Annotated in this window: 25 protein-coding genes; 17 read left to right on the plus strand and 8 right to left on the minus strand. The window is 57.1% G+C overall.

Going from position 1 to position 24,410, the window contains the following annotated elements; translation table 11 throughout:
• Window positions 1-8 precede the first annotated feature (8 nt).
• Genes mdcC through SJQ66_RS16800 form a run of 6 tightly spaced genes read left to right on the plus strand, consistent with a single transcriptional unit; the run spans window position 9 to window position 4,426 of the window.
• Entirely contained in the window at window positions 9-326 is a 318-nt protein-coding gene (gene mdcC, locus SJQ66_RS16775; protein WP_024904695.1) for a malonate decarboxylase acyl carrier protein, read from the plus strand.
• Window positions 323-1,252 (plus strand): biotin-independent malonate decarboxylase subunit beta, encoded by a 930-nt coding sequence (locus SJQ66_RS16780; protein ID WP_320535070.1) that lies wholly within the window; start codon window positions 323-325, stop codon window positions 1,250-1,252. Before mdcC ends, SJQ66_RS16780 begins: the two co-directional genes overlap by 4 nt.
• Entirely contained in the window at window positions 1,239-1,955 is a 717-nt protein-coding gene (gene mdcE / locus SJQ66_RS16785; protein ID WP_024904693.1) for a biotin-independent malonate decarboxylase subunit gamma, read from the plus strand. The genes SJQ66_RS16780 and mdcE overlap by 14 nt, the downstream gene beginning before the upstream one ends.
• Window positions 1,942-2,625 carry a malonate decarboxylase holo-[acyl-carrier-protein] synthase gene (gene mdcG / locus SJQ66_RS16790; protein WP_024904692.1) on the plus strand — a complete coding sequence of 228 codons (684 nt, stop codon included), beginning with the start codon at window positions 1,942-1,944 and terminating at the stop codon, window positions 2,623-2,625. Before mdcE ends, mdcG begins: the two co-directional genes overlap by 14 nt.
• The gene (gene mdcB, locus SJQ66_RS16795) at window positions 2,622-3,497 is read left to right on the plus strand and encodes a triphosphoribosyl-dephospho-CoA synthase MdcB (protein ID WP_320535071.1); all 876 of its coding nucleotides are present in this window, start codon (window positions 2,622-2,624) and stop codon (window positions 3,495-3,497) included. The genes mdcG and mdcB overlap by 4 nt, the downstream gene beginning before the upstream one ends.
• Entirely contained in the window at window positions 3,494-4,426 is a 933-nt protein-coding gene (locus SJQ66_RS16800; protein ID WP_253463287.1) for an acyltransferase domain-containing protein, read from the plus strand. Before mdcB ends, SJQ66_RS16800 begins: the two co-directional genes overlap by 4 nt.
• Before the next feature lie 40 nt (window positions 4,427-4,466).
• Here the strand turns inward: SJQ66_RS16800 and SJQ66_RS16805 are convergent, their stop codons facing one another.
• Both SJQ66_RS16805 and SJQ66_RS16810 read right to left on the minus strand, forming a co-directional pair.
• A complete protein-coding gene (locus tag SJQ66_RS16805; RefSeq protein WP_253463284.1) occupies window positions 4,467-4,922 on the minus strand; it encodes a type III secretion system chaperone in 456 nt (151 codons plus the stop codon).
• A 212-nt stretch (window positions 4,923-5,134) separates the two neighbouring features.
• Window positions 5,135-5,857, minus strand: coding sequence for an IclR family transcriptional regulator (locus SJQ66_RS16810; protein ID WP_024904688.1), 723 nt, complete (start codon window positions 5,855-5,857; stop codon window positions 5,135-5,137).
• 151 nt (window positions 5,858-6,008) lie between these two features.
• Between SJQ66_RS16810 and SJQ66_RS16815 the strand changes: the two genes are divergently transcribed.
• The 7 genes from SJQ66_RS16815 to SJQ66_RS16845 all read left to right on the plus strand — a co-directional run bounded on the left by SJQ66_RS16815 (window position 6,009) and on the right by SJQ66_RS16845 (window position 12,770).
• Window positions 6,009-7,211, plus strand: coding sequence for an aminotransferase class I/II-fold pyridoxal phosphate-dependent enzyme (locus tag SJQ66_RS16815; RefSeq protein WP_024904687.1), 1,203 nt, complete (start codon window positions 6,009-6,011; stop codon window positions 7,209-7,211).
• Between the two features lie 114 nt (window positions 7,212-7,325).
• Window positions 7,326-8,156 carry an ABC transporter substrate-binding protein gene (locus tag SJQ66_RS16820; RefSeq protein WP_024904686.1) on the plus strand — a complete coding sequence of 277 codons (831 nt, stop codon included), beginning with the start codon at window positions 7,326-7,328 and terminating at the stop codon, window positions 8,154-8,156.
• Between the two features lie 36 nt (window positions 8,157-8,192).
• Entirely contained in the window at window positions 8,193-8,888 is a 696-nt protein-coding gene (locus SJQ66_RS16825; protein ID WP_024904685.1) for an amino acid ABC transporter permease, read from the plus strand.
• A 5-nt stretch (window positions 8,889-8,893) separates the two neighbouring features.
• Window positions 8,894-9,598 carry an amino acid ABC transporter permease gene (locus SJQ66_RS16830; RefSeq protein ID WP_046153229.1) on the plus strand — a complete coding sequence of 235 codons (705 nt, stop codon included), beginning with the start codon at window positions 8,894-8,896 and terminating at the stop codon, window positions 9,596-9,598.
• A 3-nt stretch (window positions 9,599-9,601) separates the two neighbouring features.
• The gene (locus SJQ66_RS16835) at window positions 9,602-10,300 is read left to right on the plus strand and encodes an RraA family protein (RefSeq protein ID WP_046153202.1); all 699 of its coding nucleotides are present in this window, start codon (window positions 9,602-9,604) and stop codon (window positions 10,298-10,300) included.
• Window positions 10,301-10,337: 37 nt separating this feature from the next.
• Window positions 10,338-11,423, plus strand: a complete 1,086-nt coding sequence (locus SJQ66_RS16840; protein ID WP_253463283.1) for an amidohydrolase family protein — start codon at window positions 10,338-10,340, stop codon at window positions 11,421-11,423.
• A 321-nt stretch (window positions 11,424-11,744) separates the two neighbouring features.
• Complete coding sequence (locus tag SJQ66_RS16845) at window positions 11,745-12,770, plus strand: 2-hydroxyacid dehydrogenase (protein WP_253463281.1); 1,026 nt, start codon at window positions 11,745-11,747, stop codon at window positions 12,768-12,770.
• A 23-nt stretch (window positions 12,771-12,793) separates the two neighbouring features.
• On the opposite strand, the gene ppnP is transcribed toward SJQ66_RS16845, so the two are convergent.
• The 3 genes from ppnP to SJQ66_RS16860 all read right to left on the minus strand — a co-directional run bounded on the left by ppnP (window position 12,794) and on the right by SJQ66_RS16860 (window position 14,694).
• The gene (ppnP, locus tag SJQ66_RS16850) at window positions 12,794-13,114 is read right to left on the minus strand and encodes a pyrimidine/purine nucleoside phosphorylase (protein WP_024904681.1); all 321 of its coding nucleotides are present in this window, start codon (window positions 13,112-13,114) and stop codon (window positions 12,794-12,796) included.
• Window positions 13,115-13,424: 310 nt separating this feature from the next.
• Window positions 13,425-13,691, minus strand: a complete 267-nt coding sequence (locus SJQ66_RS16855; RefSeq protein WP_253463279.1) for a hypothetical protein — start codon at window positions 13,689-13,691, stop codon at window positions 13,425-13,427.
• 220 nt (window positions 13,692-13,911) lie between these two features.
• Window positions 13,912-14,694, minus strand: a complete 783-nt coding sequence (locus SJQ66_RS16860) for an SDR family NAD(P)-dependent oxidoreductase (protein ID WP_024904678.1) — start codon at window positions 14,692-14,694, stop codon at window positions 13,912-13,914.
• Between the two features lie 182 nt (window positions 14,695-14,876).
• Here SJQ66_RS16860 and SJQ66_RS16865 point away from each other — a divergent pair, with 182 nt between their 5' ends.
• Window positions 14,877-15,785 (plus strand): cation diffusion facilitator family transporter, encoded by a 909-nt coding sequence (locus tag SJQ66_RS16865; RefSeq protein ID WP_024904677.1) that lies wholly within the window; start codon window positions 14,877-14,879, stop codon window positions 15,783-15,785.
• An 84-nt stretch (window positions 15,786-15,869) separates the two neighbouring features.
• Here SJQ66_RS16865 and SJQ66_RS16870 read toward each other — a convergent pair whose 3' ends face one another.
• The 3 genes from SJQ66_RS16870 to SJQ66_RS16880 form a co-directional block, all read right to left on the minus strand.
• The gene (locus SJQ66_RS16870; protein WP_253463277.1) at window positions 15,870-17,009 is read right to left on the minus strand and encodes an acyltransferase family protein; all 1,140 of its coding nucleotides are present in this window, start codon (window positions 17,007-17,009) and stop codon (window positions 15,870-15,872) included.
• A 216-nt stretch (window positions 17,010-17,225) separates the two neighbouring features.
• On the minus strand, window positions 17,226-18,197 hold the full coding sequence (locus tag SJQ66_RS16875; RefSeq protein ID WP_253463275.1) for a DUF6492 family protein: 972 nt from the start codon (window positions 18,195-18,197) through the stop codon (window positions 17,226-17,228).
• Window positions 18,198-18,222: 25 nt separating this feature from the next.
• Window positions 18,223-20,376: a GumC family protein gene (locus SJQ66_RS16880; protein WP_253463273.1), complete on the minus strand. Its 2,154-nt coding sequence runs from the start codon at window positions 20,374-20,376 to the stop codon at window positions 18,223-18,225.
• Between the two features lie 134 nt (window positions 20,377-20,510).
• On the opposite strand from SJQ66_RS16880, the gene SJQ66_RS16885 reads away from it, so the two are divergent.
• The 3 genes from SJQ66_RS16885 (at window position 20,511) to SJQ66_RS16895 (ending at window position 24,400) form a co-directional block, all read left to right on the plus strand.
• Complete coding sequence (locus SJQ66_RS16885; RefSeq protein WP_024904673.1) at window positions 20,511-21,293, plus strand: polysaccharide biosynthesis/export family protein; 783 nt, start codon at window positions 20,511-20,513, stop codon at window positions 21,291-21,293.
• Between the two features lie 133 nt (window positions 21,294-21,426).
• Window positions 21,427-22,746 carry a hypothetical protein gene (locus SJQ66_RS16890; RefSeq protein ID WP_320535072.1) on the plus strand — a complete coding sequence of 440 codons (1,320 nt, stop codon included), beginning with the start codon at window positions 21,427-21,429 and terminating at the stop codon, window positions 22,744-22,746.
• Window positions 22,724-24,400 carry a glycoside hydrolase family 44 protein gene (locus tag SJQ66_RS16895; RefSeq protein ID WP_046153232.1) on the plus strand — a complete coding sequence of 559 codons (1,677 nt, stop codon included), beginning with the start codon at window positions 22,724-22,726 and terminating at the stop codon, window positions 24,398-24,400. Before SJQ66_RS16890 ends, SJQ66_RS16895 begins: the two co-directional genes overlap by 23 nt.
• Window positions 24,401-24,410: the final 10 nt, after the last annotated feature.

The following is a 24,410-nucleotide window of genomic DNA, read 5'->3' on the forward strand; positions in this document are numbered from 1 at the left end:
GGTAGGCAATGGAACGGCTAAGTTATCGTTATACCGCGCGCGAGCGCGTGACGGGCGAATCGACATCAGCGCTGGTCGGCGTTGTGGCTTCCGGTAATCTCGAAGTGCTCGCCGAGCGTGTGCTCCCCGGCAGTGCCTGCGAAATCGAGATACAGACGGCGGCGATCGGCTTTGGAGAGGTGTGGCAGGCCGTTGTCGACGATTTCGTCGAGCGCCGGTCGCCGGGTGGGTTGCGATTGTCCATCAACGACGGAGGGGCACGCCCCGATACCGTCGCGCTACGTCTTGCTCAAGCGGTTCGCGCAATCGAACGAGGTGAACAATGAACGTTCGCGTAGATCAACCGATAGAGAATGCCAGCTGGTATGAAGCATCTGCCCGTCAACGCATTCATGGCCTGGTGGATGCGGGGAGTTTTGTCGAATTCGTCAGCCCGTCCGAGCGTGAATGGAGTCCGCACTTGCCACTCTTCGATCTGCCGCGTCAATTCGACGACGGCATGATCGTCGGGCAGGCAAGCCTGGACGGTCGTCCTGTGTTTGTCGCGGCGCAAGAAGGGCGATTCATGGGAGGGGCTGTCGGCGAAGTGCATGGTGCAAAGCTGACCGGTCTGCTACGTGCCGCCCGGGATGCGCGCACGGTGCCCGTCCTTATTTTGTTCGATACGGGCGGCGTGCGTTTGCAGGAAGCCAACGCAGGCGAGGTCGCCATTGCTGAAATCATGCGTGCGGTGGTCGACGCGCGGTTTGCCGGCGTGCCGGTGCTCGGCCTTATCGGAGGCCGCGCCGGATGCTACGGCGGCGGCGGACTGCTGGCGGCATGTTGTTCGGCACTCGCTGTTTCCGAGCAAGGGCGCATCAGTGTGTCGGGTCCGGAAGTCATCGAGACCAATCGTGGCGCTGATGAATTCGACTCAAAAGACCGCGCGCTTGTCTGGCGGACAATGGGGGGCAAGCATCGAAGACTCATCGGTGCTGTTGAGCGTTTTGTCGACGATACCGTAACCGCATTTCGCGATGCCGCCCTGGCATTGCTTGCCGAGCACGCCCCATTCGAACTGGCGGCACTTGAAGCGGAGCAGCGCCGACTGGACGAACGTGTCGCCACTTTTGGCGATTGCAAGGACGCCCGGGATGTGTGGCGTGCATTGGGTGCGACAGGCAGCGAGGTCCAGGACATTCCGGCGATGCCTTGCGACACTTTTTCCACATTGGCGGAACGCTTACAGGAGACGCGACATGACGCTCGATGAGATTCTCGGCGCGCTGAATCATACGATCTCCGTGCGCGACGATGGGCTTCTTTCCGGAACGGCGACCATTGAAGGACAGACGGTCGATGTCATCGGCATGTCGAACCACCAGTTCATCGGTGTTGACGAAGCGCTATGGCTTTCGCAACGCGTGCTCGAGACAATTCGCCGGGGAGACGATACGCCGATCCTCGTCTTGATTGATAGCGCAAGTCAGAGAATGAGCAAGCGGGACGAGTTGCTCGGCTTGAACGAATGTCTGTCTCACCTTGCAAAATGCCTGTTGCTTGCCAGTCTTCATGGTCATCAAACGGTAGGCCTGCTTTATGGACAGACGGCGGCCGGTGCCTTTATTGCTACCGCACTGGCGACGCGTGTGCTCGTTGCGTTACCGGGTGCCGAGCCTGCCGTGATGGATTTACCGTCCATGTCGCGCGTGACGAAATTGTCGATCGAGGCATTGCAGGAGAAGGCCAAATCGACGGCTGTGTTTGCGCCGGGGCTCGATAACTTGGCAAAAACAGGGGCGGTGGATGAAGTGCTCGACCCCGCGCAACCGTTGGCAAGACAGCTTGCGCGATGGCTCGAAGCGCCGGCTGAGCGCGCCGACGGGCGCGGCCTCCTGGGGCAGTCGAGAGGCGGACGCCAGGCTGCCGCGCGGATTGCAGAACGCGTATATGCACTCGCGCATGACGCTATCTGACGCTGTTATCGCCCGGCATACGGTCGTGCGTGTTTCGCACGCCGCGTGGGAGGCGTGTCTTGCGACCCAGCCGGCGCTTGCGAACGAACCTCTCATTCGAGACTGGGTGAAAGCGGGAAGACCGTTGATGGCGCGTCGTGCGAACGCATGCGATGCTGCAATAGGAGCGGGCGTCCCACTCGGCCTGCCCCTGCCGCCTTCAGCAGGCAAGCGCCGAATCAGTGTAGTCGTCCCGCGGGATCGGATCGTGTCGGTCGCAGCACCGCCCACACTCGCCTCGTTGGTGGATGTTGCGCCTGATCCCTGGCGTGCGACGATCCATGCACTCTGTGCGCTTTCCAGTCGACATCGGGTGGAATGCCGTGCGTTCGGCAGTCTTGCATGGCAAGGGCTGACGAGTCTGCCCTATCTGAGCGCGGCTTCCGATCTGGATCTTTTGTTCGATTTGCCGCAAGGAGACGACGTGACGCGCACGCTCGATACGCTACTATCCGACATCGCGCGCTGTGCTGCCGTTGCACCGATGAGAATCGACGGTGAGATTATTCGCGCGGATGGGGCCGGGGTAAATTGGCGAGAATTGCATGAGGCGAAGGGCGATGTCGTTGTGAAACGGGCGACAGACGTCGTGTTGTTACCGGCACGCGAATTTGTCGAGGTGAAGACATGATCGGCCTGAACGTCCGTGCGAACGATGAGGTCGCGAGCGATGCTGACGCCATCGCTTATACAGCGGCGCAATGCTTGCGACTTGAGATCGACACCTGGCCGAAGCCAGGGCTGGTCAGTTGGGTGGACACGGGTAGTCACGACGACATGGACGCGCAGACCTTTGCGTCCAGCACCGCCGCTATCGAACCCTATTTTTCCGAACTGGCGCGATCAGGAGCGGCGCAGTCCGGTATGTCGACGTTGCGTCGCATCGGCATACGGGCGGAGCACGCCATGCTTGCCGCGACGCGGGGCGTGAATACGCACCGCGGCGCGATCTTCGGTGTCGGCTTGCTCTGCGCGGCGGCGGGTCGTCGTGCTGCGGATGACGTGTTCGCGCACGCCCTTCCCATGCCGACATTAGGTGAGTGCGTTCGCCGTTATTGGGGAGAGGACATTCTCGGCGGGCCGCGCGCGTCGAATAGCCATGGCGAAGTTGCCGGGCGGCGATACGGTGCCGGCGGGGCGCGTCAGGAAGCGGCAAATGGCTTCGAAAGCGTATACCGCGTCGGCGTCCCGGCGCTTCGCGAAGGCGCGTTGCTTTGTCCGGGGAACGCGGCTGCCGCCCGCGTGCATGCTTGCTTCGCCCTCATTGCCTCGGTCATCGACACGAATCTGCTGCATCGCGGCGGCGAGGCGGGTCTTGCCTTTGCCCAGCAGACTGCGCGAGCATTTCTCGACAGGGGCGGCGTTGGTGCGCCCGATTGGTTGAGGCATGCGTGCGCCGCGCATGACGCATTTGTCGCGCGCCGCCTGAGTCCCGGCGGTGCCGCAGATCTGCTTGCGATGAGTTTGTTCGCGGCCGCGTTTGACCAGGAGACACCATCATGACCGTCGCGATCCTATGCTCTGGTCAAGGGCATCAGCGTCCCGGGATGTTTGACCTTGTTGCCGACGAATCGCGGGCCGCGCCGCTATTTTCACATGCCGCGCACTTTCTGGGAGAGGACCCGTGTGATTGGGTACGCAATGCAAGTGCCGACGCCTTGCAGGGCAATCGCGCGGCGCAGTTGCTATGTACGCTGCATGCCATCATCGCGTTCGCGCGTATCGGCCCTGCGCTACCGGCGCGCATCATCGTTGCCGGCTATAGTGTGGGCGAGGTTGCCGCCTGGCATGTCGCGGGATGTCTTGGTGCCATCGATACGCTCGATCTCATCGTCGCACGCGCAGACGCAATGGATGCGGCGAGCCACGGTAACGAAGGCCTGTTGTTCGTACGGGGCTTGCATCGGGAAAGCCTTGATGCGCTCTGCGCCGAACACGATGCCGATATCGCCATCATCAATCCTGGGGACGCGTATGTCCTGGCCGGCGCAACCGACGCGTTGGCAACACTTGCCGGTTGCGCGCGCGAAGCAGGTGCGACGAGAGTCGTGACGGTGCCGGTACGCGTCGCATCTCATAGCCATCGGCTCGCCGCCGCCGTGCCTGTGTTTCGTGCGGCGCTCGGCAAGGTCGCGATAGGGAGAGGCAAGGCGGGCACGCGGCTTTTCAGCGGTATCGACGGATCAGTCGTTCTTGATACGAACGACGGTCTGGACAAGCTTGCGCGCCAAATTGGCGAGCCCGTCGACTGGGCCGCCTGCATGGCGGCTTGCGTCGAAGCAGGTGCAACTGCTTTTCTTGAGCTAGGCCCTGGCCGTGCATTGGCGGAGATCGCCGCTGGCGCCTATCCGTCGATTCCCGCGCGCAGTGTCGATGACTTCCGGTCGACGGAAGGCTTGTCGACTTGGCTTGCCCGCGTGTCGCCTGCCTGAGGCGCTTCGCCGCAATCCCGAGGTGTGACCTGCATGGTGGTCACACCGATTGCAGCGTCGTCAAGCCGGAGCGACCTGATGCATTGCCGTGCTCTGCGATGTTTGGCAAGAAATGGCGCCAATGCAGACATTGATTGACGAAACTCTCCAACGCGTTAATGGCTTCTTGTCGGGTTTGATTTTCGAGCATCATGGTCTTGAAAAAGATGATGCGCTCCAATTTTGGGTCATACCCAAAATGCGACTGCGCAGTCGCGAGGCCGAACAGATGAATTTGAAGAAGGTGGGCAAAAATGGTTTCCCGATTCGACATCGGTACATTGCCGATGGTCGCGTGAATTTGCACGACGGTTTGCGCATCGTCCTGGCCCTCCGCTTCCAGAGTGACTTCCAACGACTCGTCGAATTGAATCGTGCAACTGCCCGTTTTTGCCGCCTCTTTCAGATCCAATCGCGCTTCCAGACCTAAAGCAGCCAATAATTCAGCGAAGTTCATCTCGACCTCGTGCAGGCTGTGTTCATACGCCGATGGGTGGCCAGACATCACCGAGCGCATGGTGGGCGCGCGGCCGCAACGCAAGACTCGGCGTGTCTTCGCGCCATAGGTCGTAGGTGACCTGCTTGCCAAAGTGGTTCCCCTCTTGCCTGAGAGGGACGCGCCTGCGGCGTGATTTCAGTGCGGACCGCACGGTGAGATGATCCGTGGCGTCACGTGTTGCTCATTGCTTGCTTGAAGAGGTGATCGCAAAACGCCGTCGATGCGCCCAGTTTTCGAGACAGGGATGCGGCCGTGGCGAGCAAAAGTGCGTCGTAACGATTCTCGGCGCGGGCAGCTTCCATTCTGGCCACGGGTCCGGAAAGGGTCATCGCGGCCATGAATGCATTATTTTCGCCAAATATCGGGACAGCGAACGCCGCCGTATATTCATCGCGCTCACGCGATGTGAACCATGGCAACGGCCTTGGCAATGCCGCCGTGCCGTCCTGAGTCCAATGTCTGATTACCAGTGAGCCGCACGTATTGTCTAGCGGCAATGACGTGCCTGGCAGTCGCGTTTCCCTCAAACCCACCGGGGGTTCCACCCGAAATAAACAAAGCCGCTCGCCATTTTCAAGCACGTTGTAGGAGGCGCTTTCTCCGGTTTCCTGAGATAGGGCCAGCAAGGCCGGTTTGACCAGATTCGCCAATTGGAAAGATGCTTCATACAAGTTTCCAAGATAAAGCAGTCGCGGACCAAGAGAATAATCGCCGGATTCCGAACGGATAACGTAGTTCATCCTTTCGAGAGAATTCATCAACCGATAGATCGTCGTACGGTGCATTGCCGCATGTTTCGCCAGGGCCGCAAGCGTCCACGTCTGGTGTGCGGGCGTAAAGCAATCCAATAACGCCAGCGCCTTCTCCACGGCTGCGACACCTTCGTTACTCATATTCGTTCCTTGAATGAAATCGTGTACAGGGTAATCGTGGGGTGTAGTGAATGCACATAAATCTTGCCCGACCATTTTTTCTGTCTTATATTTGTTCACATAATACACTGTACGTGTACAGTGTACACACTCAAGGAGTGGGAAAGTGGCATTGTCGATCGAGGCCGGGCGCATCAAGCGAATCAAGCCATCGGCCAGCGTCGCGGCGAAGGCGCTGGCAAACGAACTCATTGCAGCCGGACACGATATCGTCGATTTCACCGCCGGCGAGCCGGACTTCGATACCCCAGCGCATATCACGGAGGCGGCCTACCACGCAGCGCAACGCGGCGAGACGCGCTATACCGCGACAAGCGGGACCGTTGCGCTTCGTGATGCGATCTGCGCGAAATTCTTGCGTGAAAACATGTTGCAATACGCGCGTAACGAGGTGCTTGTCGCTAATGGCGCGAAGCACGTCATTTTCAATGCGCTGACGGCAACCGTTGAAGAGGGGGATGAAGTAATCGTTCCTGCGCCGTATTGGGTTTCTTATCCGGACATCGTGCTGCTGAATGGCGGCACGCCTGTTATCGTGCCTTGCACGCAGGCGGATAATTTCAAGCTGACGCCGCACGCACTTGAAGCCGCGATCACGCCGAAGACAAAGTGGTTGATCCTGAACAGCCCGAATAATCCCACCGGCGCATTGTATTCCGCTGCGGAATTGCAATTGCTCGGGGCGGTTCTTGAGCGTCATCCGCATGTGTGGGTGATGACAGATGAAATTTACGAACATTTGACGTATGACGGCGCGACGTTCGTCAGCTTTGCCGCTGCGGTCCCGTCACTATGGAACCGTACGCTGACCATCAACGGCGTATCTAAAGCCTATGCGATGACCGGCTGGCGGATTGGATATGCCGGTGGTCCGCGCCCGCTGATTGCCGCCATGGACAAGCTAATGTCGCAAAGCACCGGTGGCGCCAGCGCGGTCAGTCAGGCGGCGGCGGTGGCTGCACTGACGGGTTCGCAGTCGTTCGTTGCCTCGTCGCTGGAGGCATTCACCGCGCGCCGCGATTTGATGGTGTCCTTGCTGAACGAAGTGGACGGCCTCGATTGTCTGACGCCGGGCGGCGCGTTTTACGTCTATCCGGCTTGCGGCGCCTGCATTGGCAAAATCACGCCGCACGGCAAGACCTTGCACACCGATAAAGAGGTGGCGATGTATTTGCTTGAGGCGGCTCAGGTCGCCGTGTTGGACGGCGGCGCCTACGGCCTTTCAGCCCATCTTCGCTTGTCGTTCGCTACATCGTCTGAGCGTATCCGCGAAGGCTGCAATCGTATCGCACTTGCGCTAGGTGCGTTGCATTGAACCGCATTGTGACTTTTTACGATCGGATTCGGCATGCCTCTCATGGCGTTGCGATTTTAAAAGGTGTCCCTATCGTTCGTCGCATTCCAACATTCGCTGATTAAGGGTTCGAGTATGAAATACAAGACAATTTTCAAGACGAGCTTCCTGACCGCTTGTCTGGTAAGCGCGAGTGCGATGCACCTGGCCCGCGCCGATCAGTTGCAAGACATCAAGACGAAAAAGACGCTGGTGTGTGGCGTATTGGGAGATAGCGTACCGCTCGGTTATCAGGACCCGGCCACGCGTAAGACCGTTGGTCTGGACGTCGATGTCTGCACGGACATTGCCAAGGACCTCGGCGTTTCGGTAGAGATTGTCCCCGTGTCTGTCGATGCGCGTATTCCTGCGCTCCAAACGGGGCGTGTAGACATCGTCGCGGCGGCGTTGGGTTACACCAAGGAGCGGGCGAAACAGATCGATTTCTCGTCGGCCTACTATCAGACGCCTATCACGGTTCTGGTCCAGAATAACAGTGGTATCGAAAAATTCGCTCAGTTCGCCGGCAAACAGGTGAGCGCGATTCGCGGCTCGACACCGGAGCTGTATGCGCGTCAACAGCTCATCGGTGCCAACGTAGTGACGTTTGACGATGCACCGTCTGCTTTCATGGCGCTGATGCAGAACAAGGCGCAGGGTATGGCGATGTCCGAACCTGCAGCGGTCCGCTTCCGCAATCGCTCGAAGGGTAAAACACACTTCCTGGAAGAAACCTTGCATTACGAGCCAGAATGCATTGGCGTGAAGAAGGGCGAGACGGCATTGCTGGATGCGGTCAACAAGACGCTGGATAAAATGGAGCGGAATGGCCGTATGCAGGCTATTTGGGATAAATGGTATGGCCCGTCGACGGAGTACAACATGGTGCGTGCCAAAAAAGTGACACCGATAGCTGACTTCCAGTAACCGTTTTTCAGGTCATGCCATTTGACGAGTGCAGCCATGTTTTCTTCGCTACCGGATTTGCTCACGGGTAACTTTCGGCTTCAATTCCTGCACGGTTTGCTGGTGTCGGTCGAGCTCTTCGGTATCGCGTGGGTGTCTGCCATGGTGCTCGGTATTCTGCTTACCGTTATTCGTGCCGCAAGTACTTTGGTGGGGGCGACGCTCGTCAAGGTGTTTGTCAGCTATCACCGGTCCGTTCCGGCTATTGTGCAATTGCTGGTGTGGTACTTCGGCATTCCACAGGTATTGCCGGACAGTTGGCAAGGCTACGTCAACGCGCACAATGCGCAGTTCCTGTTCGCATCCATTGGCTTGGCGCTGAACGCCTCGGCCTATATTTCCGAAGACCTGCGCACCGGCTTTCGCACATTACCGCATACCCAGCAGGAAGCGGCACGTGCACTCGGGCTTTCGTATCTGCAGACCATGCGTCTCATATTGATTCCGCAAGCGGTGCGCGCCGCGCTCCCTGCCTTGATCGGGCAGACGTTGAGCTTGTTCAAGGCGACGGCATTGACGATGGCCATCGGCGTGGGGGAATTGATGTATGTTACGCGGCAGATTGAAGGCGAGACCTATGCAACCTTTGGTTGCTATCTCATTGCCACCTTTGTATACCTGGCGGGAACATCGATGATCGCGGCATCCGGCGGCATATTGCAGCGTAGCTTGCAAAAGTCGACGCAAAGGTGAGTGCGATGCTAGACATACTGCATAACTACGGCCTGCTGCTGCTGATTGGTCAATACCCCCACGGGCCGTTGGGCGGTATCGCGGCCACGTTACTCATGGCGAGCGCGGCATTGTTGATCGCTTTCCCGGTGGCGATCCTGGTCGCGCTCGCACGCCAGTCTCCTTATTCCGTGATCCGCCGGGTTGCGAGCGCCTATGTGTTTTGCGTACGCGGCATTCCGGTCATGCTGATCATCTTCTGGGCCTATTTCGTCTTGCCGTTGTTGACCGGCGTCCGCGTTCCCGGGGCCGTCACGGTTGTTTTGGCATTGGTGGTCTATGAAGGCGCGTATCTTGCAGAAGCAATTCGCGGCGCCATAGGCGCCTTGCCGAAGGGACAGGGAGAGGCATCGCGCGCGCTGGGTCTCGGCTATTGGCGCACGCAGTGGTTGATCATCCTGCCGCAGGCATTGGTCAATGCCATTCCCAGTATCTTGAATCAATTCGTGCTGATCGTGAAGAACACGGCGCTGGCCTATTTGATTGGTACGCAGGAGGTGACTTTTTCGGCCAATGCGATCAATGCCGATTTGCTGACCGAGCCGTTTCAGGTGTATGCGGTTCTGGCGGCAGTCTATTACGTGATCTGCTTCTCCTTGACGCGAGCGGCAACTGCCTTGGAAAAAAACATTTTGAAACGGCGCGCCGGTACCGCCGCGCTCTCGGGATAAATAATGACTGCAGTAACGAATGGACTTGATGCAATCGTTCGGAATGTCGAACGTGTATCCGCCGAACTGGTGGCACGTGCCAGCCAGTTCCAGGCCGCGATCCTGGCGGATGTCGCCGGACGGCGCGGCACGTTGTACGGTCGTGTGAAGCCGATGTCGCCGCATATGAAAGTTGCAGGGCCAGCCATTACCGTTGAGGTCCGTCCTGGGGACAACCTTGCCATTCACGCGGCGCTCGCCATTGCGCAGCGGGGTGACGTTATTATCGTCGATGGCAAAGGCGACCTGGGCTGTGCACTGATCGGCGAGATCATGTCGACACAGGCTGTGGCAACCGGCGTGGCGGGTTTTGTCATCGATGCGGCGGTGCGAGACTCCCAGGAACTGGCTGGCGGATCTTTTCCGATTTTCTGCGCAGGGTTGAATCCTTGTGGCCCGACGAAGAGCGTTGCCGGACGCGTCAACCAGCCGATTTCCATCGCAGGCGCTTCCGTCCATGCGGGAGATCTGGTCGTAGGTGATTCGGACGGTGTCGTGGTGATTCCGCGCTCCGATGTTGTTCATATTCTCGAACTCGCGGAACATAAAGTGGCTGCGGAAACAGCGAGGATTGCCGCGATTCGCGCAGGCGATGTGCGCGCCGCATGGCTGCCGGATGCGCTGCGTGCCGTTGGAATGATTGGAAAAGACGAACTGCTTTGATTCGATCGATACCCTGCGTTCGACAAGGATTCGCATAGTGAAAAACGTCAACACACCGCATTTGCCGATTCGCGCCGAGTGGCTGGCATTACGGGATGAGGCGGTGATCGATCCCGATCTCCCGATTGTCGATGCGCATCATCATTTATGGGATCGCGCCGGGAATCGCTATCTCGCCGACGAGATGCTGTCCGATACGGAATCGGGGCACAGGATCATTGCCACCGTGTACGTGCAATGCCGTTCGATGCTGCGCGCAGATGGTCCGGATGCGATGAAGCCGGTTGGTGAGGTCGAGTTCGCGAATGGCGTTGCGGCGATGACGCGAAGTGGCCTCTATGGGCACACGCGCTTATGCGACGCGATAGTTGGCGGCGCGGATCTGACGTTGGCGGGGCTTGATGCCACCACGGCCGACGGCCGCTTGCAAAGGGTGCTGGAAACGATGCTGGCCGTGTCGGGGGGGCGGTTGCGCGGCATCCGCAATCCTGTTGCTTGGCATGGCGACAGCGCGGTTCGTTCGAGCCCGGCCACGCCGCCACGCGACTTGATGCAGCACCCGGCATTTGTGCGCGGTGTGCAAACGTTGGCGCGTCATGACTTGTCGCTTGATGTGTGGGCCTACCATACGCAACTTGATGAGGTCTATGCGTTGGCGCGACAGGCATCGGACGTCAAGGTGATCATCGATCATTTCGGCGGCCCGGTGGGCGTGGGTCCTTATATGAATCAACGCGCCAACGTTCTGACCGCTTGGCGTGACAGTTTGTCGAAACTTGCCCGCTTGCCCAACACATGCCTCAAGCTTGGTGGTGCGGGCATGCCAGTTTTCGGATTCAACTTCGCACAGGGTGCCCTGCCGCCGTCTTCCGAGGACCTGGCGAATGCGTGGCGCCCGTACTTTCGGACAGCTCTTGAATTATTCGGTGCGGAGCGTTGCTTGTTTGAAAGCAATTTTCCCGTGGACAAAGGCATGTTCAGTTACAAAACACTGTGGAATGCTTTCAAGCGGCTCGCGACGGAGGCCAGCCGGGACGAGCGGACGGCGCTCTTTAGCGGCACGGCGCAACGACTGTATCGGCTCGACACCGTTGCTGCTTCGATGGAGGATGAGACCAACTGATGCGCTTCGCGAGCATCGAGGAAGAGGCCCGAGCCCCTCGCGAACGCAATGTCATCAGCGTAGAAGCAGAAGGAGGAACGCGCCTGGGCGGAAAATCGACAGATATACGCCCATTAGTGCGTTGTATGGCTCGTACAACTGGCCGTTTTCTCCTAAAGTCCCTTATTTCGCTAAAAATTCGGACTTCGCCGCCTTTTCCAGTGATATCTCGATAAGATTGTGTGCTTGCAAGCAAGCGGAACGTGTATATCGCGGCGCCTGCCTTTGTTTTTTATTGCACGCTATCAAGCTGCTCCTCCCAGCGTTTGCGGATTCCAGAATATGAAGATCGTCATGATCGGGGAGGCGGCCAGCCACCAGCAAGAAATTGCCGCTGCGCTGGATACGCCCGCCGAGTTCATTGCGTTACCTACCGCCGCTGCCCACGATGCTCGCTATGACAGTCAAATAGGTGGTGCCGACGTGTTGGTTGCGATGCGTTTCCAACGTGCACCCGGCGCGGCGCCCGATGTCCCCCTGCTGCATGTACCCGGGGCGGGACTCGATCGTATTGTTTTCGACGCGTTGCGAGCCGGAACCGTTGTGTGTAATGCGTTTGAGCACGAAATCCCGATTGCCGAATATACGTTGCTGGCCATGCTGCAGCACGAGATTCAACTCGACGCCATCCGTGCCGCGTTCGATAACGCGCGTTGGTCCGACAGTTACCGCGCGCGGGTGCCGCATGGTGAGCTCTACCGTAAGACGCTCGGTATTATCGGTTTCGGACGCATCGGGCAGGCTATCGCAACGCGGGCACGTGCGTTCGGGATGAAGGTGGTGGCCTTGAGCAGCCGCACAGGCAGCGGTGCGACTGCGCTGCCCGCTGATCGCTTGATGCCACGTGATGACGTGACGGCGCTCTATCAGATGTCGGACTATCTGGTGATCGCGTGTCCGCTGGATGATGCCACGCGGGGCATGATTGATCGGAACGCGTTTGCGCAAATGAAACAGGGGTCGGTGCTTATCAATGTATCGCGGGCAATGATCGTTGACGAAGATGCCCTGTACGAGGCACTAGTGTCACATCACCTTGGTGCGGCCTTTCTTGACGTCTGGTATCAGTATCCGGTAGGCGCCGATGATATCGTGCCGCCGTCCAGGCATCGGTTCGATACATTGCCGAATGCGATATGCACACCGCATTCGGCAGCCTGGACTGAAGGTCTTTTCGTACGCCGTTACGGCTTTATCGGTGAGAATATCAATCGGCTTGCGCGCGGCGAGCCGCTGCTGAACGTGGTGCATGGAGATGCAGCCGCACTGCAGGGTGTGATGCGCGCCCGGGCAGGTAAGGAGGGCTAGCGGAGGTTTCTGCCGGCGCTTACTCAAAGATAGCTGCAGATGTAGTCCAGGGTTTCGCTTACCTCGATATCGAATCGGCTGTTGCCTGGTACGGAAAAGGATTGCCCTTCGCCGTAAGTATTCCACTCGTCGCTACCGGCCAGGCGGATGCGACAACGGCCTGCTTGTACTTCCATCAATTCGGGCGCCTCGGTTCCGAAGTTCAAGGTGGCTGGCAGGATGACGCCCAACGTTTTTCTTGAACCATCGGGGAAAATTACCGTGTGCGACACACACTTTCCCTCGAAATACACATTAGCCCGCTTCACAACGCGGACGTTCTCGAATTCTGCATTTGTCGCCATGACATCAGGTCCTAAACGGGTAGAGGATAAGATTTTAAAAGGCCGAGGTTCGCCAGCATCGCAAAATAACATGAAGACGCGGTCAATGGGAAATGCCGACGTGACGGGTGTCCGTCACGAATTGTTCAATCAGCTTGTTCGTGCACGATTGCTGCATGTTGGGCAGACGGATAATGCGTACGCATGCCGGGACGGAATGTTGTCCGCGATAGATAGAAGTGAACACATGTCTGTGTGGGCCATCGGGTGCGGTCGAAACCGCCGTCATCGCATTCAGATCTTCCTGTTCGACATCGAAGATTCATTGTGCTTAGGAGGGAGAGATTGCACGATCGTAATGCGTTGTCTCCACGACTGCCAGGCGCAGGATATGGGTTGGCTTAATCTGGACCACTGCTTGCCCTACACCATTGCATAAGTCGGTCGAGTTTGACTCGACGATCTTGACGGCGATCCCGTGCTGTGCGAATTGATTCTGAATGGCATCTTCCAAGGTGTGGATGTAAGCCATGCCCGATAATTGCGCGAACAGGTTTGCGTAAACCTCATTGTTTACCACGACCACCACGCGTTGCATTGGCCTGACTGTCCTGGGCAATTGTGTGGTCTGTGATATCAACGTGTGTCCGCGGGATACAACATGCTGGTATTGCCGGGAGTATGTTGCCGCGATGGGTAGACGCGCGGATGGCACGGTTCTTGAGGTCGCGATGTAATACATGACTGCCGGGGGCCGTCTCCCGGACGCAGGCTGTTCTAACGCGCGCTTTATCCGTGTGTTTCAATAAGGCAATCGATCAGCGCTGGCTGTGATTGCTGAGGCGATAGGCAACCTTTGCCACAATCGATCGCGGGAGAAATTTCACCGCGATAGCGGATAGTCGGTTAAGACCGCCAACGACAATGCTTGGTTTCCCTGCAAATAGTGCTTTGATCCCTTCTTCCGCGACGGTTGCCGCCGGTAGCATCCCCCGGCGAAGCGCGGCGCCAGGGTGAAAATTTGCAACGTCGAAAAATTCGGTTTGCATCAGCCCGGGGGACACCACGGTAATCCGCACCGTAGGCGCGAGTTCGACGTGCAGCGCTTCGCCGAACGACAGCACGAAACTCTTTGCCGCACCATAGGCCGCCAATAACGGGTCTGGCTGGTATGCTGCCAGACTGCCGACCAGTAAGATATGTCCACCATTGCGCGAAACCATGTCGCGAGCGAAGACGTGAGTCAGTTCAACAAGACTGATAATATCGAGTTCGAGCATTTGCCGGATGCGCACCGGGTCCTGATCCACGAAACGACCGGCAAGGCCGAACGCGGCATTGTTTATCAGGATATTGGGGGTAAGCCCGCGATCGGCGAGCCATTGTCGCAATGCCGTCGCACTGCCTGTGACACCAAGGTCCAACGAATGCAAATGGATATCAATATCGTGTAGCTGTCGCAGTTCGTCGGCCAGTTGCTGCATCGGCTCTTCTCGACGTGCCACCAGAACAAGATCGATATCACGCCGCGCCAGTGCGCGCGCAAACTCCGCACCCAGGCCACTCGACGCCCCCGTCACCAATGCTAACCGTTTTGACATTGCGCATCTCATCGTAGTCACTGTGTAATCCTATACTAATCGATTGTCAGCAAGGTGATATGCGACAGCCCCCGGTCGGCCACACGCCCTCCACGCGATGATGTAGTGCGGTGAGGCTGCAATTACCCTAAAATGGCGTCGCCCAGCCGGTACTACGATTCCGCAAAAAAGGAGCCCGACCGATGTTTGAACGTATGTCCGATGCAGCGCTGCGTCGCATGGCTTCCTTCGTGGCTTTGGGGGTTGCCGTGGGCTTGATCGTGATAAAGGTCTGGGCGTGGCGCGAGACGGGGTCGATTTCATTGTTAACGTCGGCCGCCGATGGCTTTGTCGACGTCATTGCCTCTTCGGCGACGTTCATTGGAGTCCGTTACGCCGCGCAGCCCGTTGACCGTGGACATCGGTATGGTCACGGTAAGGCGGAGGCAGTTGCCGCGTTCGTTCAAGCGATGTTGCTGGCAGCCGCCTCCATCGGTCTCGCGATCGAGTCCGCCGGACGCATCGTTTTTCCGGAACCACTGAACCAGACCGGTTTGGGGATAGGCGTCATCGTGGTGAGCGCCGTCGTTGCCGTAGGGCTGGTGGGAATGCAAACGCTTGTTGTTCATCGAACGGGTTCGACCGCGATTGCCGCCGACCGCGCGCACTATGTGACGGATGTGGCCGTGAACGGGGCGGTGTTGATCGCTTTGCTGTTGCAGCACTATCTGGGATGGAATCGCGCCGATGCGATTGGCGCCTTCGCGATTTCGCTGTATATGCTCTGGAGTGCGCGTGGTATGGCGTCGGACGCGTTGGTGCAACTGCTGGATCGCGAGCTCGACGCAGTTGAACGTGTGCGCATAGAAGAGACCGTGCGCGCATGCGCAGGCGTGAGTGCGGTACATGATCTTCGGACGCGCCATGGTGGCGATCGTGTGTTCGTCGATTTCCATCTGGAGGTTGATGGCTCGCTGACCGTACGAGAAGGGCATGATATCTGCGATGACGCCGAAAAGGCGGTGCAAAGCCTATACCCCGCTGCCGATGTGACAGCGCATCTCGAACCAGCGGGTATCGAGGATGAGCGCCTCGATGACCTCGTGAGATAGATTCGGCGGCCGCCGAGTGGATTGCGCAATCGCGGCGCGCCATACGGAACGATCACGTCACGCGGATCAATCTCGTCGTAAGCGCTACGGAAGACGCTGCTTATCGTGTGTCGATGGTACATCTGGTCGCGATCCCAGTGCGCGACGAAGCGTGCGCTGCGCCGGTCTCTCGAATCCGATGAAAACCAGGTGCGCCAGACTGAAGACAACCGCTAGATAGATGACGAGGAAGGCCGGATTGTGCGCGATGGTCGCGCTATCCAAACCGCATAGATGTAACAGGAGTACGGTCGTCAACTGGATGGGGAAATGAATCAGGTAGCTTGCGTACGTCGTGTCGCCAAGCGACATGATCACTCCTGCGCTTCGCCTTGGAATATACGGTTCGATAACGAGCAGCAGGAAGATCGAGACCGGTGCGCCAACGGTGGCAACGAGATACTTGGTCGCGCCAAACGTGCTGCAAAATGCGATCAACGCAAGGTAGATCAGCATGCATATCGTGATCCATTCCTTGCGTCGCCGGGCTATCAGGCCGCGCATCCGTTGAACCAGCAGATGCACCGCGCCGCCCAGGAAAAAGTAAAAGGCGCAGAAAAACACATTCGACTCGGGACCTTTTACCCGATGAAGCACCATGACGATACTCACGGCAGCCGATATCACGATCAGAAACAGGGTGCCGGTCATTTCAATGCGCAGATAGCGCGCCGCCAGGAAAAAGACCAGATAGATGACCAGTTCGGTGGAGACACTCCAGACAGGGCCATTGAACGAATCGGTGTAGGGTGTGAGCCATCCTGAAGCAAAGATGACATTGACGAAGAAATCGTAGAGGGAGTTGTACGCGTATACGAAATAATGGCTTTCTTCGTGGAAGTAAACGTACTGTAAAGCTGCCACAATAAGCAGCGTGACAATATGTAGCGGATAGAGTCGCGAGAAGCGTCGAATGATGAAAGCGCGGCCGGATACTTCCCGCGTCGACACCTTTGTCAGGTATTGGCTGTAAAAAACGAATCCCGAAATTGTCCAGAAGAAATTAACACCCAACCAGCCAAAATCATATAGAGGACGCAACAAGTGCGAGAATGGCTCTTCGCTTGGCGTAGCCATGATCTCGTCTGACGGCAGCACGAAATAGAAGTGCTGGTAGTGCCATATCAGGACCGCGAATGCGGATAGAAATCGCAAGATCTCTATGCCGACCAATTTCTGCTTCATAGTCAGGTCGCTCTAGGACGTCGGGTAAACCGCGCAACGGAAATGACACCCTCTAATCACACTTGGCGAACGTGTGAATTCACCGACAGCGGCATCCGCCTTGGCAATAAACGCGAAACCGTAAGAAAGGCCGGACCACGCGAAAGTCAGGTCTTTCTTCTATCCCCTACAACAACCTTGCGCGATTGAATGCTTGGGTAAAAACAATGGACGCGATCAAGCCCGCCATTTTTTCAGGAATTTCAATCCACGACGCACTACTGCCGAATACAGTTCCGCACGTTTTAGCGCGGGATCGATGTGGCGTTCGTAAGGTTGGATCGTAATGGGGAAAAACGGAGACAACTTTTCCTGAACGCGTTGTGGCGAAATGTGCGTGTTGCTCTGGACCACCGCGAACATGCCATTGCTATCCGCGGCGAAGTGGTGTCCACCATCCCATTCTTCCATCTTGTCGGCAAACCATACGCTCTCGTCGGCATGCAAAGCACGCTGTCCCGGCATCGGAGTCGTGTGATATTGGTCCAACAGGCCTTCTCGCTCAGCATTCAACCAATACAACGTGTACTCCGTCCAATCCACCGCATAGTTGGCAAGCAGTACGCGACGCCAGTCGGTGCCATGTATCGCTTCCAGGCGTGCCTGCATTTTGAGGCAAAGCGTCCTCGATAAAATGGTAGGCGTCCACCAGACGCCGGTACGATCGAGGTGCGGATCGACGTCGAGCAGTTTCGCTGACGCTTCCCAATAGTACGGTTCCACGTTGCGCGGCTGCAAATGGGTCAATGCCTTGCCGTCGATGATCAATGCATCGATGTCGAAATGATGGGTGGCAAAGCAGTCCGGATCAAAGACAACGAAGTATTCCGTTTCGATCAATGCCGGTGCGTATAGCTTGATAATCTGCTGGCGATGCCAGTTCCGGATTTGATGGCGTTGGGAGAATTCGCCGAAGATCTGCATGTGCAGCGATTCATCAACCACTTCGATCGGAAAATCCGACCATGCTTTTGCATAGCCTTTGACCTCTTCGACCTCTTCATGGGGCACGACCAACACGAAACGATGAAACGTTCCCGGCGCCGCAAAATGGCGCAATGACGAAAACAGAATATCGCAGCGACCGATATTGTCCGCGTAGTGTCTACCACGGGTCTTGATTGGCAAAATTGCGCTGATCTGAGGCATGTTGCATCAACCCTGGTTCGACACGTTAGAAGAAGCGATATACGAAGTTCGGAATGTAGCCACGACGATGCGTTAGCGCTACGCCAATCAGCCGGCCTCCTGAATCCTGGATCTGTTCCTTCAGGCTCAATATCACTGGCTTGCGAGTGTACTCGGCGCGCAGCACCAGGACGGACGCGTCTGCAAGCGAGGCATTTTCGATACCGCTGAAGGACTGATTCGCCGGTGGTGCGTGCACGATGATGTAGTCGTAGGTGTGACGCAGAGAATCGAATAGCGCCCGGGTCTTTTCCCACGAGGATGGGAAGTCACCGTCATTCGGTCGTGCAACGACAATATTGTGTCGATCCACCTGCGCAATGGCCATGCCGTTGGTATCTACATTCGGCGGGGGCACGTGCGCTTGGTCGGGGCCGTTCTGGTGCAGGGGCGTATTGCCTTGCAAATCGCTTTCGGCCCACGTCAACATTCCTTGCGCACTCGGTTTGCCATACAGCGGGGCTTCCGCGCTGGAGGCCAGATCGAGAATCAGGATCGGTTTCGTGGAGCGAGGCTCGAGTTCAATCGCAAGACCACGGATGACGGACAGCAAGCCGTCGGTGGGCCCGAACGACAATGCCATGATGATTTTCGTCGGATTGTCGGTGCTGCCGTTGATGGCGGCAATCATGCGACCATACGCTTTGAGTAACGGCCTGAATGTCGTGCCATGATGCTCGGCGACGCCATTCGTGCCGACCTGAACCTGGGCATTCAAAACGGGCAGCGCCAAGGCGCGTTCGACTTGCTCAGGACTCAGGAACGTTTCCCGGAGGCTGGCCGCGATCAGCACGGCGAGCGCTGACAGCGCCAGCCCGGCAAGGATGCTCGCGCCGATGATCAGGCCGCGCGACACGCTGCGTTGCGACGGGGGGAACGGCGCTTGCACAACCCGTACGTTTGTACTGTTTACCTGACTGACCTGGCCTTGTTGGGCCGCCGCCATTTCCGCTTGTCGTGCGCGATCCTTGTAGCTGTCCGATAAAATGTCGCGGTTAGCCTGAAGCTGGCGGATCTGACTTGATACATCGCTTAACTGCTGCAAACGTGCACGCGCGCCTTTGATCTGCTCCTGCAACTCCTGTCCAAGCGCGGTCTCCCCGGCAATGCTGGAGCTGAGGGCGGATAGACGTGCCTGAACCGTGTCATAGTAGGTGTTGTGACCAAAGCGCGTCGAGTTCGGCAGTTGTGACTTTTGCTTGGCCATGCTGGCGCGCGTGTCTGCAATCTGCTGGTCGAGTTGCGCGACAAAAGGCGATGTTGACATGTAGCGCGACGCCATATCGGCTCGTCGCGTTTCCAATTGCATCAACGAGACCTGCATCGTCGCCATCGCGCGCGATGCCTCGGTATCGTCGGTAAAGATGGGTATCGTCTCTTTGACGTTTTGCGAAGTAGCGAGCAGCGATTTAAGCTCGGCCCGGTCTTGCGCTAATTTCGAGTCATTATCAAGTTTTCTGGAAACGAGATTACTTTCAAGTTGAACGGCGCGCGTGATTTGATCATCAATATTTACAATGCCGTATTTTTTCTGAAAAGTAAGGAGGTCGGCATTGGCATTTTTTAATGCATTCCCGGCTTGATCCCTTTGTTCATTGAGAAGACCGACTCGACCGGAGGTAAATATTGCCGCTCGGCGTTTGAAATATTGATCTAGGAGACGCGAGAGCGTATTCGCCGCGACATTCGGATCGGCATCGGAATACGACAATTTGATCGTGTTGGCGAGGTCATTTTGTTCGATATGAAACCGGCTCTCGAAATGTTGCAGCTGCTTGTTGATCTCGGCTTCGGTTGCGGATGGTCCCAGCTTGGCGACAATCACGTCGCGATGAAGTTCTGGGCTGCCCAGAATCTGGGCTTCGACGCTATTTAGCTGCCCTACGGCAGGTTGAATCGGCACATTGCCATTCGGGCTGTTCGATTGATCGTAATAGCCGGCAAGAAGTACGAGCAATGTTGCCTGTGCTCGATAAGGCATGGGAACGGCTAGCGCGACGATTACCCCGATCGTCACGATACCCATAAAAACGGTGGCTGCAATCTTCCGGTAATAGAAGAAAGTATTGAAATAGTCGCGGATAGACACTTCGACGTCAGCAGCCTTGCGATCGGGCCTTGTTCTAGTCGTAATAGCCATACCTGTTCTTTTTTAGGCCAACATTTGAGATCCCAGCCGCATATAATACGTGCGAAAAGATATAAATGGTCATGGTAGACTGAGTTTCCTAAAATTTAGCGTTGGGCCCACGGTGCCGCGGCAAGTTTTCAACCATGCCGGACACTTTTCAGGAGTGGGAACCATTGCTCTTTGCCTCGCGCATGATGAAAACATTCCGTCCGCTGGTTCCTGTCTTCGCTTTGGTGATGACGGCACTGAGTGCGTGTTCGCACACGTGGGTACACTCGGAGTACCAGCAGCCGCAAGGGTTCGCGACATGGTCGGATGCGCCGGCGACTGCCTATCAGATCCAGCCTGGCGACGAACTGGCGATCAACTTGCCTTTCAATTCCGAATTGAATTACCGCGGACCGGTTGCACCGGACGGGACATTGGCCATGCCGTTCGCGGGCACGATCCACGCTGGCGGATTAACAACGGCGCAGCTCGCGGACAATATCAATAAAGCGCTTATGACCGCCGGTGTTACGGCAAATGCGCACGCTTCCGTGGGAATCGCGCAAACGGCCGCGAGGGTCTATGTCGGCGGACAGGTGAAGCAACCGGGGCAGATCACGCTGGAGGCGGGTATGAGCGTGATGCAGGCGATCATGGCGGCGCAAGGATTGCTGGATACGGCGCGGACGCACGAAGTGGTCGTGATTCGTCGGAGCCCGGATGGCCGGCCGATGATGCGCACAGTCGACCTGGATGCGCTGACGCATCGTGGTGATCCGAGGCAGGATATCGTATTGCGGCCAACCGACACGATTTTTGTGCCGAAGTCATCCATTGCCGAGGTTGATCAATGGGTCGACCAGAATCTGAACCAGGCAATCCCCTTTACAAAGGGTTTCAGTTACTCGATTACAAACAACCCTGGCGTGGTCCGATGATTCCGGCGGCAGTCGCGCGCTAGGCATCCATGGCGAGCAGGGTGCGAGAGACCGGACGTCTTCTTTCATAGGTAGCGTGATGCTTTCGCGGAAGACGTCGCGCTTCCGTCGTCAGGCAGGGACATTAAACGAGATGGAAATCGCTTCATCGACGGAAGGCCATGCCGCCGTTTTCTCGGTCGCGGCCGTCAGAACCAAGGTCAAATGGTGGCTGATCGCGTTATTGCCCATGTTCGGCCAGACGTTCCATTACATCAATGCGCTGTATCCGCTGTGGGCGTTATCCAAGGCATTTCCCGTGCTGTCCCTGCCATTGGTGCTGCTGTTGCGTGGCCATGTTCGTCTTCCGGTGACACGGCAGATCCTGATCAGTTTGGCGTGGCTGGTATTGTTTCCCAGCTTTGCCGCGATTTTCTATTTCAACGAAAGTTTTTTCACCAGCATCACCGCGCAGGTGAAACTGCTGCCCGTCTTATATTTCTTTTCCTTTGCCGCCGTGCTGTTCTTACTGAAGCCGACGCTGGCCGAGGTGGAAAAGGGGTTTTTGACGTGCGGCGTCATCGTAGTGGGCGCATTGATCGCAATGTACCTGTTCGTGCCAAACAGTTGGTACAACACGAAGTACGTCCTTGGGCAATCGGACTTCTTTTCCGCTGACAGTCGCGGGCACCGGATTCGAATGTCGATGTACTTCCCGATGGTATTGTTTTTCTTTTGCTACAGGCGAGCCTATTTCGAACGCAGCATGCGCTATCTGCTCGGTGCTGCCGTTGTATTTGCCGTCGCGTTACTGATTGTCAAGGCACGCTCGGGCATCATTGCCATCTCCGCGGTGATTCTCTTCAATACTTTCCGGTGGTCCAAGGTGCCGGCACGTATTGGCCTGGTCCTCTGTGCCCCCATAGTGCTGGTCGGCATGTTCTCGACCGGCTATCTTGCGACGGCTTTTAGTACCGACGCCAACAGTGGCTTCGATACGCGTCGCATCACGATCGATCTCGCCAGTCAGTTCCTTGGCGGGGATCCGATAAGGTGGATTTTCGGCGTTGGCACGATCAGTCCGACCAGCTCGGAAACCCTGATCGACTATTTCCACCATTTTTTCTTTCTTGCCGACATCACGTGGCTTGGTATCGTTTTCGAATATGGGCTCATTGGCGCATTTATCATCTTACTTTTCCAGGTTCGCGGTTTGCTGCTCTATCGGCAATTGCAGGCGAAAGTCGAAGATGATTTCCTTGGAGCGCTATGCGACTACCTGATTTATATTCTATTCATCTCATTTTTTTACCCGCCTACCTTGGTGCCGGGCGAGACCGCCGTCATTCTTGCTATTTTTGTCTACATATGGCGCGTCGGCGAGCTGGGAACATTAGAAGCAAGAACAAGCCCGACCAGGGGAGCCGATCAAAAGAATGTCGGGAGCGTTCATGCGCGGCTTGAAGCGTCGTAGATGTGCGACGGTAGGCATAAAAGTAGTGCTGTCGATTCTGGCCGGGTGCTCCGGTGGTTCCTCTTCACGGATCTCGGCCGCGGCGGCGACAGCGGGTCCGGCTGCAACGGCGGCGATCACCGTTGATGCGGCGGTCAATCGCCACGCCATTAATCCGATGATTTACGGCATCAATTTCGGCAGCGCGCAGACGTTGCTTGATCTTCGTGTTCCGCTCGACCGTTCTGGCGGTGACAGTGCTTCGCTGTATAACTGGCAACTGGATGCCAGAAACGCGGGACGTGATTGGTATTTCGAGAGCCTTCCTGTTGACGTGAATGATCCGAACGACCAGTACGGTGCGCGTTTTGTAACCGCTGCGCAAGCTGCGGGTGCCGCGCCTATCTTGACGATCCCGATGATTGGGCGGATCGCGAAGTTGGGCGCAAATAACGCCAAGCTCGCCAGTTTTTCGATTGCAAAATACGGCGCGCAGGTCAGCAATGACGTCGATGGTTTTCCTGACGCCGGGAACGGTATCTTGATCGGCGGTACTCAAATAACGGGTAACGACCCAGACGATGCAACCATGACCGACAGCACGGCGAATGAACAAGCGCGTGTGGCGGCATTGGTTCAGCAGTTCGGCACGGGAAGCGCGGGTGGCGTGCGCTATTACGCAATGGATAACGAGCCCAGCGTCTGGCAGTTAATCCATTTTGATGTTCAGCCAACCGGCGCGCATGCGAGTGATATGGCAGCCAGGGTCATCTCATATTCACAGGCGGTAAAGGCAGCGGATTCGAGCGCCCAGATACTGGCACCCGAAGAGTGGGGCTGGAATGGCTATCTCTATAGCGGCTACGATCAGCAGTATTCGATCACCCACGGTTACGCGAACGCACCTGATAAGACGAGCCAGACGGGGGGGATGGACTACGTGCCGTGGCTGCTCTCGCAGTGGAAGGCCGCTGGTCATCCGATTGATGTGTTCAGTCTGCATTTCTATCCGCAGAGCAACGAGTACCAGGATACGACCGGTTCGGAAGACATCATGCTGAAACGCAATGTGTCTACCCGGGACTTGTGGGATCAGAGCTACATCGATCCTACCTACATTAACAGCGTGATAGCGTTGATCCCGAGAATGCGCAACTGGGTGAATACGTACTATTACTCCGGCACGCCAATTGCGATCACTGAATACAATTGGGGTGGCGATACGTTGATGAACGGCGCCACCGCGCAGGCCGACATCCTTGGCATTTTCGGCCGTGAAGGTTTGGACATGGCCACGCGGTGGGGCACGATCGATTCGACAATGCCGGTGTACAAGGCGATCAAGTTATACCGGAATTACGATGGTGCGGGCTCTGCGTTCGGCGCGACGAGTATTTCCACCACAGTCGCGAACCCGGACAACGTGTCCGCGTTCGCGGCGATTCGCGTGGATAATGCAGTAACGCTGATGGTGGTGAACAAACAACTCAGTCTGCCGTCGACGGTAACTGCCTCGCTCAATAACATCACATCGAGCGGCACAGCGGAAGTGTGGCAACTCGCGAACAATGCGATCACCCGTCTGTCCGATCTGGCTTATTCCAGCGGGCAACTCAGCGCCACCCTGCCACAGCAAAGCGTGACATTATTTGTCGTGCATAACGCAGTTCAGTAAGGCTTGACTC

Source organism: Robbsia andropogonis, from assembly GCF_034047095.1.
Taxonomy (GTDB): Bacteria; Pseudomonadota; Gammaproteobacteria; order Burkholderiales; family Burkholderiaceae; genus Robbsia; species Robbsia andropogonis.